Origin of the sequence: Bacillus sp. MUM 116, assembly GCF_001866655.1 — a bacterium.
In the GTDB taxonomy this organism is placed as follows: domain Bacteria; phylum Bacillota; class Bacilli; order Bacillales; family Cytobacillaceae; genus Neobacillus.
Genome location: NZ_MLYR01000129.1, coordinates 1 through 10,654, shown reverse-complemented (window position 1 = coordinate 10,654; position 10,654 = coordinate 1). Strand labels below are relative to the sequence as shown.

The 10,654-nt window shown below is 39.0% G+C and carries 9 protein-coding genes and 3 pseudogenes; 7 read left to right on the top strand and 5 right to left on the bottom strand.

The genetic code is table 11. From position 1 onward, the window contains the following. Positions 1-82: 82 nt before the first annotated feature. Positions 83-352: a CD3324 family protein gene (locus BIV60_RS25245; protein WP_071358461.1), complete on the bottom strand. Its 270-nt coding sequence runs from the start codon at positions 350-352 to the stop codon at positions 83-85. Between the two features lie 331 nt (positions 353-683). Here BIV60_RS25245 and BIV60_RS25240 point away from each other — a divergent pair, with 331 nt between their 5' ends. Then, a complete protein-coding gene (locus BIV60_RS25240; protein ID WP_083402459.1) occupies positions 684-1,574 on the top strand; it encodes a glycoside hydrolase domain-containing protein in 891 nt (296 codons plus the stop codon). A gap of 179 nt (positions 1,575-1,753) precedes the next feature. Here BIV60_RS25240 and BIV60_RS25235 read toward each other — a convergent pair whose 3' ends face one another. Then, positions 1,754-2,494 (bottom strand): IclR family transcriptional regulator, encoded by a 741-nt coding sequence (locus tag BIV60_RS25235; protein WP_071358460.1) that lies wholly within the window; start codon positions 2,492-2,494, stop codon positions 1,754-1,756. A 199-nt stretch (positions 2,495-2,693) separates the two neighbouring features. Here BIV60_RS25235 and BIV60_RS25230 point away from each other — a divergent pair, with 199 nt between their 5' ends. Both BIV60_RS25230 and BIV60_RS25225 read left to right on the top strand, forming a co-directional pair. Then, positions 2,694-3,455: a dimethylarginine dimethylaminohydrolase family protein gene (locus BIV60_RS25230; protein WP_071358459.1), complete on the top strand. Its 762-nt coding sequence runs from the start codon at positions 2,694-2,696 to the stop codon at positions 3,453-3,455. A gap of 80 nt (positions 3,456-3,535) precedes the next feature. Then, the gene (locus BIV60_RS25225) at positions 3,536-5,164 is read left to right on the top strand and encodes a M20/M25/M40 family metallo-hydrolase (protein ID WP_071358458.1); all 1,629 of its coding nucleotides are present in this window, start codon (positions 3,536-3,538) and stop codon (positions 5,162-5,164) included. A gap of 151 nt (positions 5,165-5,315) precedes the next feature. Here the strand turns inward: BIV60_RS25225 and BIV60_RS31090 are convergent, their stop codons facing one another. Both BIV60_RS31090 and BIV60_RS25220 read right to left on the bottom strand, forming a co-directional pair. After that, entirely contained in the window at positions 5,316-5,510 is a 195-nt protein-coding gene (locus BIV60_RS31090; protein ID WP_083402458.1) for a Ger(x)C family spore germination C-terminal domain-containing protein, read from the bottom strand. A gap of 43 nt (positions 5,511-5,553) precedes the next feature. Then, on the bottom strand, positions 5,554-6,435 hold the full coding sequence (locus BIV60_RS25220) for a DMT family transporter (protein WP_071358457.1): 882 nt from the start codon (positions 6,433-6,435) through the stop codon (positions 5,554-5,556). A gap of 569 nt (positions 6,436-7,004) precedes the next feature. Here BIV60_RS25220 and BIV60_RS25215 point away from each other — a divergent pair. The 4 genes and pseudogenes from BIV60_RS25215 to BIV60_RS25205 all read left to right on the top strand — a co-directional run. Continuing rightward, entirely contained in the window at positions 7,005-8,480 is a 1,476-nt protein-coding gene (locus BIV60_RS25215) for a CoA-acylating methylmalonate-semialdehyde dehydrogenase (RefSeq protein WP_071358456.1), read from the top strand. A 96-nt stretch (positions 8,481-8,576) separates the two neighbouring features. Further along, a pseudogene (locus BIV60_RS29315) lies at positions 8,577-8,687 on the top strand (5-dehydro-2-deoxygluconokinase); the annotation flags it as partial. 1 nt (position 8,688) lies between these two features. Next, positions 8,689-9,033: pseudogene (locus BIV60_RS25210) on the top strand (glutamate dehydrogenase); the annotation flags it as partial. Between the two features lie 192 nt (positions 9,034-9,225). Next, a pseudogene (locus tag BIV60_RS25205) lies at positions 9,226-9,568 on the top strand (excinuclease ABC subunit UvrA); the annotation flags it as partial. A gap of 87 nt (positions 9,569-9,655) precedes the next feature. Here BIV60_RS25205 and BIV60_RS25200 read toward each other — a convergent pair. Continuing rightward, complete coding sequence (locus tag BIV60_RS25200) at positions 9,656-10,420, bottom strand: DeoR/GlpR family DNA-binding transcription regulator (RefSeq protein ID WP_071358453.1); 765 nt, start codon at positions 10,418-10,420, stop codon at positions 9,656-9,658. Positions 10,421-10,654 lie beyond the last annotated feature (234 nt).

Here is a 10,654-nt window from a genome sequence, read left to right as displayed (position 1 = left end):
CTTATACGAAAAACAACAATCTATGCGAAAATAGCATTATATAAAAAAGCACTGATGAAAGATTTTCACCAGTGCTGATAGCTTATGTCTTTTTCGAATAGACAATTTTTTTGATTGTATCCGTTGAGAGGTAGTGCTCCTCAGCTAATTGATGGATGCTGCTGCCATTGCTAAATGCTTTTCTTATGGCGCTATTGCGGTAATCAAGCAGCTGTCTCCCGCCACTTGAAGTTCCCCATTTTTTATACTCCGTTTCCGGTTTGGGAATATAGAGCGTTTCTCCCTGAACATATTTTTGGATTTCCACAATCAGCTTTTCAGGTAAAACTTTGCTTGCATTGATATATTTCATTCTTGCCAGCCCCTTATTTTGAACAAATAAGGTGCAAAGCCAAAATATTAGAAAAGCCGGTTGGCGATCAAATTAAATGTTTCGCCCCATGCAAAGTATCGCCTTTCCAAAATCAGGCTTTGCATGAGTGGCAGAAGTACCAGACAATCTGAAATGATTCTCCATCTGTATACACCTCCCTTAATCTATTGTTATTATATCAAGATTTCCCATTTGAAGGGAGAGGCTTATTTTCATTAGGTGCTCATGCCCCCCTGTAGGACCGGCTGCCCACACGTTCGAATTTCCATTCGCATACATTGTCAAACAGAATGTCGAATGGAGGGAAAGTATGAAAACACGAAAATGGTTTTGGACAATCGTTTTAAGTGCCATATTGGTTCTTCCGTTACTTTTTGTTTTTTTCAATCAAAATGGAGTGCAACAACATTCAGATTCACCGCAGACACAGCCGACAATGGGGAATCATTCACCGGAAAGCGGAAAGGAACCTCAAAAGCAACCTCAGTCGCAGCCCCCTTCCAAAAAGGAGCCCAAACAAAATCCTTCATCTAAAACAGATGATAAATCCAAATCAAAGATTCTCTGGGGTGCCGATTCCGCCACAAAAGTAGATAAAGCATTTTTAAAATGTGTAAAAGAGAATTATGGAAAACCAGCCGTGTTTGGCCGCTATTTGGAGACAAAAGAGGGAATTTCGCTAGGGCTGACGCAGAAGGAAGTGGATTTTCTTCACGGGCAAGGAATAAAAGTTATCCCGATTTTCAATCATTTCACCGATGCCACCGTCTATAAAAAAGGGGTGTCCGAAGCAAAAGAAGCCATCACCTATGCCAAAAAGATAGAAATTCCAAAAGGTACAGCGATTTTCGCTGATATTGAACCGAAGTTTCCAGTCGATGATGGGTTTATTCGCGGATGGGTTGATACCTTGATGAAATCGGTCTATAAGCCAGGGATTTACGGCGTGTTTACGAAAGATGGCAGTGTTACTTCTGCCTATAAAAAAGCGATCGGGAAGGATAAGGATATTCAAAAGCATACCATCATCTGGAGCAGCAACCCGGGCCCTGGCATCACAGGCAAAGACAGTGCACCGAAATTTAAACCGAACGCTCCCGACAAAGTGAACGTCTCCATCTGGCAATACGGAATCGACGGAAAAACCTGCAACATTGATACTAACCTAATACAGTCAGATGTGCTAGACGAATTGTGGTGATCCCATACGGTGACAGGCACCGCCCGTGGATTTTTTGTTGATTCAGTCCGTGTGGGGTGGACACTAAACGAACAACAAACCTGATCATAGATGATCAGGTTTGTTGTTCGTTATTCAATTTTTTCTCCTTTTCCGCTGAAAATGGAATTTCAATAAGCGGGGAATCTATCATTCCCCGCTTATCCTTTTCCATATCCTAATTTAGTAGAAATTCTTCTCCCATATTCTACTGCTTTTTCAATTAATAAATTTTGCCGTTCCTCGGTGACTTCAAAATTAACATAACCAATACTGATGGAGCCTATCAGCTCATTCATTTGGTTGAAAATAGGGGCAGCAATAGCCGATGTTCCTTTCGTTTTCTCCCCATGGCTGATGCCATAGCCCTGTAATTTTACCAACTGTAATTTTTCCAAAAACACATCCTGTTCCTCGACGGAGACCAGGGTTCCAACAATTTTCATTGCCTCTTCCCGCGGCATGTACGCAAGCATCACCTTATTGGCCGCACCGATATGCATCGGAATGCGGTTGCCGAGCTGGTCATAGATTCGAATCGGATTGGTTGGACAATCAATCCTCTCGACCACAAGCGACTCCAACCCAAACGGCTTATTATAATAAATACTTTCTCCAACCTCATTCATCAACCGTTCCATTTCCGGGCGAATCAGGCCGACAAAATCAAAACTATCATACAACTGCAGTCCGTACTCCAGCCATTTATTCCCCAATGTATAAAGCTTTGAGTCCGGATCCTGCTGAATCAGTCCGTATTTTTTCATGGAATTTAATAGGCGGTGGATAGTGCTGACGGCCAGGTCGCATTCCTTCGATATTTCCGTTATCGACAGCCACTTCGCTGCTTCATTTCCGGAAATAATTCCGATGATTTCCATCGCACGATCAATCGTTTGCATATGTTCAACTCCTTTTTCTATATAGTGACCTTTAATTCCGTATGGTGGAACATTAATATTACTATACATTATTTTTTGAAAAAAGAAAGTTCTGCAAATTAAAAATATTGACATGATTATCAAACTGAATTACTATCAAATTATAAATTCCATTTTATAAAATCTAATTCCACTATGTGAAAAAATAGGAGGCTATCAAATGTTTAAAAAAGTCATTGTCAAAACCCCTGGAGAAACATATGTAAACGGATTAACTACTTCTGATCTTGGAACCCCAATCTATGAAAAGGCACTCGAACAGCATGCTTCATATATTGAAGCAATGAAAACTTGTGGTGTAGAAGTTACTGTCCTTCCTGCAAATGCATACTTCCCTGATTCCACATTTGTAGAGGACACAGCTGTTCTTACACCAGACTTTGCGGTTGTGACAAATCCAGGCGCTGAAACTCGTAATGGCGAAATTATTGAAATGGAGCCGGCATTAAAGAATTTTTATGAAAAATTTTATCGTATTGAAGCACCTGGAACTCTTGACGGCGGTGATATTTTACAAATTGAAGATCATTTCTATATCGGTATTTCCGCAAGAACCAACCATGAAGGTGCCAAACAATTGAAGCAAATCCTTGAGTCTGAAAACTACAAAGCTACCATTGTAGAGTTAGAGAAATTCTTCCACTTAAAAACGGGAGTTAACTATATTGGAGAAGAAACCATATTGGTTGCAGGTGAATTCATTGACCATGCTGACTTTAATTCCTATAAAAAAATCATCGTTCCACCCGAAGAAGAGTATGCGGCAAACTGCATCCGCGTGAATGATTATATTATCGTTCCTGCAGGCTTCCCGCAAACAAAGAAAAACCTTGAAGATGCTGGCTACAAAACGCTAGAAGTCGACACAACGGAGTTCCGTAAATTGGATGGCGGATTAAGCTGCTTGTCATTACGCTTCTAAATATAAATTGACCTTTCTGTTGCAGCACGTTTATCCTGAATGTGTTGCAACAGCTTTATTAAACTAGGGAGATGAAAGGCATGACAGAATATCAATGGGCAACAAAAGAAGGGCTTCGCCGCTTGTTATGTGAGGTCGTTAGCTGGGAAAGCCGGACATTGACAGCAGGAGAAAAGGAATTCCCTGAGAAGATTGCAGCGAAATTGCAAAGTTTGCCTTATTTTCAAGAGAACCCTGACCACTTAGGTCTTCATGATGCGGATTTAGGAAGAAGATTGGTTACGGCTCTATACAAACATCCAGAGGCCGAGGACACCATTGTTCTCATTAGCCATTTTGATACGGTTTTTACAGAGGAATACGGAGATATTGAAGAATATGCCTTTAAGCCTGAGGAATTGACGAAATTGCTTCATAGTCGAATCGATAGCCTGCCAGAAGATGCGCGGGAAGATCTTCTTTCAGGTGAATATTTGTTTGGACGCGGTACGATGGATATGAAAATGGGTCTCGTCATGCATATGGGTTTAATTGAAAAGGCTTCCACGGAAGAATGGCCAATCAATCTCGTTTTATTAACAGTCCCAGATGAAGAGGTCAATTCAGCGGGAATGCGCGCAGCTGTTTTGAAATTAGTAGAAATGAGAGAAGAGCATACTCTTAAATATAAGCTTTTCTTAAACGGAGAGCCGGTGTTTGCCCAGAAGCCGGGTGACCTTAATTACTATATCTACTCGGGCTCTATTGGTAAAATTATGCCTTCTGCCCTTTTCTACGGACGTGAAACTCATGTTGGCGAACCGCTAAGTGGAATTACCGCGAACTATATTGCTTCCTTTATGACGCAGGAAATGGAGTGGAACGTCAAGCTCGAGGAAACAGTGATGGGCGAGAAGACACCGCTTCCGGTTACATTACAGCAAAAGGATTTAAAAATGGAGTATTCAGCTCAGACACCATTCCGTGCGGCTGCTTTGTACAATGTCTTTTTAATGAAGCGAAATGCAGCGGAAATTATGGACATTTTTGAAGAGATTGCCAGGGATGCAGCTAAGTCCTGCAATGCGCACTATCAAAGAATCTGTGCGGCTCAGGGAGTGAAACCGGTAGGGGAAGTTCGCGTAATCCGGTATGAGGATCTATTGGACCATGCCGTTAAGAAGCTTGGTCAGGACTACGTTAATTCGGTTAAAGCGGAAGTTCTTATCAATAGTGATTGGGATGATCGCGAAAAGTCCTTCCATATTGCTGATACGTTAATGATTGAGTGCCAAGAGCTTGCCCCTGCGATGATTTTGCTTTATGCACCGCCGTATTATCCGGCTGTTAACTCATCGGATTGTGAATTTATAACCGAATGCGCGGACTACGTTAAGGAACAGGGCATGAAGAAGTTTGGGCTGCCTGTTCAGCAAATCCACTATTTTAATGGCATTTGCGACCTAAGCTATGTGAATTACAACGATGCGAATGAGGGCTGGAATTCCTTTGTCGCCAACACACCGGTTTGGGGAGACAGCTACAGCATCCCATTCGAAGAAATGAAACAACTCAAAGCGCCGGTACTGAACGTGGGACCTTTCGGTAAAGACGCCCATAAACGGACAGAGCGCCTTCACATGAAAAGTGCATTTGAGGAAGTACCGGTACTAGTTGAAGGGTTAATAAAGATGATTATCAAAAAAAAAGAAACTGAATTAATTGGTTGAGTTTGTGCCAAGAAATCGGTTTTCTTTGGAGCTAATTGACCAAACGTATCAAGGATTTTATGATGCTCATTCGAAAAAAGCGGTTTAAGCAACCGCTTTTTTAATCGTTAAGCGTATATAGTCAAAAACATTTTTCAAGTGACAATGAATCCTAATCCACCAGCCCAGTCCTTATCAGTTTAAAATCCACTGCTACATTTACTTTTGCATCCTTATACATTGTATGCCATTTACTCCTGGTAAGATTTGAGTGAGGAACGGACCTCCTGTAGACATTCCCAAACCCAATTGGATCGGCATCTTTTGACTGACAATAAGCAACAAGTTTTTCAATGTCAGCTTTCATTTTGGCCGAGATTTAAATCGCATAAGGGCAAAAGATTCTCCTTTTAATATATTCCTCTTAGCTTTTTTCGTTGATATGTCGATAAAACTACTCCACCAACTATAAAGAAAGAGCCTAAAAGTTCTACATTGGAGATTGGTTTGGATAATAAAATGAACCCCATGATCATTGCTACAAAAGGCTCTAAATTCGACAATATTGAAGCTTTTGATGCATCGACATGTCGAATGTTCGCATTCCAAATTAGATTAGCCATGCCATGAACAATAACGGCAGTTCCAATAAGCAAAGCCCAATCAGACACTCTCGAGCTTACACGTACTGGTGTATCTAGAAAAAATGCAAAAGGAACGGAAACAGTAAAGCCCACTATATTCGAATATAAAGTAATCGCCAGGGGATCTATTCTTTGTGAAAGCAGTCTCGTCATTATAATCATTATGGCGAATGTGATCATTGTGATAACTATCCATAATAGTCCTTTTTCAAAATGTAAGGATGTAAAAGCTCCTTTTGTCACAACAAAATAAATTCCTATTATCGCTACGATCGACCCTAAAAACATTCGAATCGTTAGTTTTTCTTTTAAAAAAATAGCAGCAAGAAAGCTGGTTAATATAGGGGTCGTTGCTAATATGAGCGCAGATGTTGTTGGGTCAGCTGTTTGTAAGCCAATAAAAAAAGACCATTGGTTTATAAAAACACCAATAACTCCTAGAAAAACTACAGCAAGTATATCCGTTGTATTCATTCTATTATATTGTTTTTTGTATGCGGATAATCCCATCAAAAAAAGGACTATAAACAGAAGTCGAAGTGAGGTTAACAGCGTTGGGGAAAAGTCTTGTACCAAAATTTTACCAAATACAAAGTTACTGCCCCATACTACAACACAAATTGTTAGTGAGGTATATGTTTTTAACATTTTCCCATCCTTCCTATAAGAAATGCCACTATTTAGATTTTAAAAAAGTAGTATAATCAGTATCGGATTATTTTATGCTTTTCCAAATTTGTGCCTCCCATAGATGTAATAAGATTATAGAAATTTCTAAACATTTGTTTAATTATTAAACTTATGTTCGGTTGTATTATACTTTTAATTTTATGGTTTGGTCAATGGATATGATTATTGAAACTGTTTAAATTTGGTGGATTAGATTAAAAATGAGGCTGACCCAAAAAGTTGTTTTTGGAGTCAGCTTTTTTTCGTGTGAAACTTTTTCATGTAACGTGATCGAAAATATTTAGGAAGTTAAACCTTATTGTTCAGATAAAATAAAATAATAAAAAAATACTGAAATATGATTGACTGAAAACGCTTTTAGGCTTATTATGGAATCAAACATAACCAACACTTAACCAAAACATAACAATAAATAGATAAAAAGTTACAACCATCTTAGATTGTGTTGGGAAGGTATTAACAGATTTCCAATTTAGTTAAATCATCATTTAATAGAATCTAGATGAAAATTTAAGGAGGAAGAAATCATGGCAGAAGTAGCAACACAAGTGAGAACAATTAAAAACTACATAAATGGTGAATGGGTTGAAAGCAATACAACCAAATATGAAGATGTATATAATCCAGCAACAAAAGAAGTAATGGCTCGTGTGCCGCATTCTACAAAGGAAGACGTACAATTAGCGGTAGAAGCTGCAAAAAAGGCATTTGAAACATGGAAAGATGTTCCGGTTCAAAAACGTGCAAGAGTATTGTTCAACTTCCACCAATTATTACAAGAAAACGCAGAAGATTTAGCCCATATAATCACCATAGAGAATGGTAAAGCATTGTCAGAAGCAAGAGGAGAAGTTCTTCGCGGACTAGAAAATGTTGAATTTGCTGCCGGTGCTCCAACGCTTATGATGGGTGATTCCCTCACAAACATCGCAACAGATATTGAAGCAACTAACTATCGTTATCCAATCGGTGTTGTTGGTGGGATCGCACCATTCAACTTCCCAATGATGGTACCATGCTGGATGTTCCCAATGGCGATCGCAGTTGGTAATGCGTTTATTTTAAAGCCATCTGAAAAAACACCGCTTTTAGTAGAGAAGTTTGTTGAGCTATTTGAAAAAGCAGGCCTGCCAAAAGGCGTATTCAGCGTAGTATACGGTGCGCATGATGTAGTAAACGAAATCTTAGACAATAAAGAAGTAAAAGCTATTTCCTTTGTTGGTTCTAAGCCAGTTGGTGAATATGTGTACAAGCGTGCAAGCGAAAACTTAAAACGTGTTCAAGTATTAGCCGGTGCGAAAAACCATGTTACTGTCCTAAATGACGCTGAAATTGACGATGCGGTAACAAATATTATCGGTTCTGCATTCGGCTCTGCCGGAGAGCGCTGCATGGCCACTTCTGTTGTAACTGTAGAAGAAGGTGTCTATGATGCATTCGTATCAAAGCTTGTTGAAAAATCAAAAGAAATCACAATGGGTAACGGCTTAGATGATGGAATCTTCTTAGGACCAGTGATTCGTGAGGAAAATCAAAAACGTACCATTGGCTATATTGAGAAAGGTGTCGAGGAAGGAGCAAAATTAGTACTAGACGGACGTGAGCGTGTTCTAGAAGAAGGCTACTTCGTTGGACCAACCATTTTTGAAGAGGTAACAACGGACATGAAGATCTGGAAAGATGAGATTTTTGCTCCAGTATTATCGCTCGTAAAAGTGAAAAACTTAAAAGAAGCGGTAGAAATCGCCAACCAATCCGAATTCGCGAACGGTGCCTGCATTTTCTCAACCAATGCTTCATCAATCCGCTACTTCCGTGAAAATATTGATGCAGGTATGCTTGGCGTGAATTTAGGTGTGCCAGCACCAATGGCATTCTTCCCATTCTCTGGATGGAAGTCTTCCTTCTTTGGAACCTTGCATGCAAATGGGAAAGACAGTGTGGACTTCTTTACTCGTAAAAAAGTTGTCACTGCACGATATAAAGCACCAACATTCGAATAAGGTTTGAAGAATGCTTCGCTCATTAACAGAAATGGGCGAAACAGGAAATTCCACAACGATTTTGACTATTAAACCGTTAGGAGCTGTTTTTCAACCATAAAATATACCTTTAATGAAGATCGAGAATTCGATGTCATCGCGATTGGACGTGCCTGCATTGATTTAAATGCAGTGGAAAATAACCGTCCAATGGAAGAAACCATGACGTAAAAATGCGGAAAATATTAAGGCATCTATCGTGGTTGAAGCTGCGAATGGACCTACGACACTGGAAGCAACCAAAATTTTAACTGAACGCGAGGGTTTCCTTGTACCGGACATTCTTTCCAATTCTGGTGGTGTGACTGTTTCCTATTTTGAGTGGGTACAAAATAATCAAGGGTATTATTGGACCGAAGAAGAGGTTGACGAAAAGCTTAAGAAGATTATGATTGATTCTTTCGAAACTATTTATCAAGTTGCCAAAATTCGTAAAGTCGATATGCGCTTGGCTGCTAATATGGTTGGCATTAGAAAAATAGCAGAAGCCTCTGGTTACAGGGGCTGGGTATAAGTGGCATCCTATGGAAAAGGTTGATCCGCATTTATGTGGTGAATTGACTTTAGAAAAAATACGCTTTCCGTTCGGGAAGGGTATTTTTTTTCCTTATTCGAGGAGGTTGCAATATGGAAAATGAGATTGTAATTTTCATTCAGCCGAGGAAATCAAAATAAATTAAAGGTATTGCATGTCGTAACGGGTTAAATGACTTTGGGACAACCGACAAATACGTTTTCCGGAGGGGAATGCCAACGGATTAAACTCGCCAGTCACTTAAAAACCCCAAGGAAGTATTTATGTGATGGATGAGCCGACAACCAGGCTACATGGAGCGGATATTAATATGATAATGAAGCTTTTGAATCAACTTGTAGATCATGGCAATACCGTGATTGTTGTAGAGCATAATCTTGATGTCATTAAGCAATCAGATTGGGTAATTGACATGGGGCCAAAAGGTGGAAAAAATGGTGGCCAAGTTCTATTTGAAGGAACTCCGGAGGAATTGCTACATCACCAAACCTCTGCTACAGCGGAATACCTATGACGGGATCTCTTAAACTGGCAGGGAGCTCTTTAAGTAAATCAAAAAGTAAAGGGATCAAGTGTCTCTTTACTTTTTGATGAAATGCTTTTATGAGGAATGATTGGTTATTACAATATGGATATTATTTTCTTTCGCAAAGTCTTGATATTCTTTTTCAGGCACTGCATCCGTGATGATACAGTTGATGTCCTCTAAGGGACAATAGGTGATTAAAGATTGTTTATTAAATTTGTCATGATCTACTAATAAAAAGACCTCTTTGCTTTTTTCAACAATGGACTGTTTAAGTTTGCTTTCAAGTGGTGAAGCATTTGTAACACCATTTGTTAATGAGATTCCAGTTGAGGCCATGAATGCTTTATTAATATTATAGGCTTTTAATAGGTCGATATTTTGGACACTTCCAAAAGAATTAGTTTGACGTTCAAGGATGCCTCCAAGCGATATTACATTTAAGTTTTCAAAGGGGAGAGCGCGAATAATTAATTCAAGGCTGTTCGTGATAATGCTTAAGGTTTTCATTTTTAATAGTTCAATCATTTCAATGGTCGTGGTCCCAGAGTCAATAAAAATAATATCTCCATCTTCAACAAATTGGGCAGCCTTTTTTGCAATCCATTCCTTTTCTTTCTGATTTCGTATTTTTCGTTCATGGAAAGACTCAAGTTTTGAGTGGTTGACAGCAACACCGCCATACACTTTTTTGATCTCGCCGCCATCCACTAATATTTGAATATCTCGCCTTATGGTATTTTTGGATACATTAAACATTTTCACGAGTTCATCCAAAGAAACGGATTTTTTTTCAAATACAAAATCTTTAATTTTATTTACCCGTGTTGTCTTAATCATTTTTTCACCCTAGCTTCGTTAATTGGTCAAACTATTAAGTAATTTATATTATTTATTATATAACTTGTTATATCAAAATTAACCAAAATTTCACCACTTTTCTAGGCAAAATAACATAATTATTATTTGACTTTAATAAAGGCTATTTTCGCATAGATTGTTGTTTTTCGCATAAGTTCATCAACCCGTATAACAAAATGCTTCGTGGCATCTTTTCGTAAGAACATTTGCGAA

Bases quoted from the DNA above. Each gene is read 5' to 3' on its own strand.
- BIV60_RS25245 (WP_071358461.1), bottom strand. From the start codon at position 352: ATGAAATATATCAATGCAAGCAAAGTTTTACCTGAAAAGCTGATTGTG.
- BIV60_RS25240 (WP_083402459.1), top strand. From the start codon at position 684: ATGAAAACACGAAAATGGTTTTGGACAATCGTTTTAAGTGCCATATTG.
- BIV60_RS25235 (WP_071358460.1), bottom strand. From the start codon at position 2,494: ATGCAAACGATTGATCGTGCGATGGAAATCATCGGAATTATTTCCGGA.
- BIV60_RS25230 (WP_071358459.1), top strand. From the start codon at position 2,694: ATGTTTAAAAAAGTCATTGTCAAAACCCCTGGAGAAACATATGTAAAC.
- BIV60_RS25225 (WP_071358458.1), top strand. From the start codon at position 3,536: ATGACAGAATATCAATGGGCAACAAAAGAAGGGCTTCGCCGCTTGTTA.
- BIV60_RS31090 (WP_083402458.1), bottom strand. From the start codon at position 5,510: ATGAAAGCTGACATTGAAAAACTTGTTGCTTATTGTCAGTCAAAAGAT.
- BIV60_RS25220 (WP_071358457.1), bottom strand. From the start codon at position 6,435: ATGTTAAAAACATATACCTCACTAACAATTTGTGTTGTAGTATGGGGC.
- BIV60_RS25215 (WP_071358456.1), top strand. From the start codon at position 7,005: ATGGCAGAAGTAGCAACACAAGTGAGAACAATTAAAAACTACATAAAT.
- BIV60_RS25200 (WP_071358453.1), bottom strand. From the start codon at position 10,420: ATGATTAAGACAACACGGGTAAATAAAATTAAAGATTTTGTATTTGAA.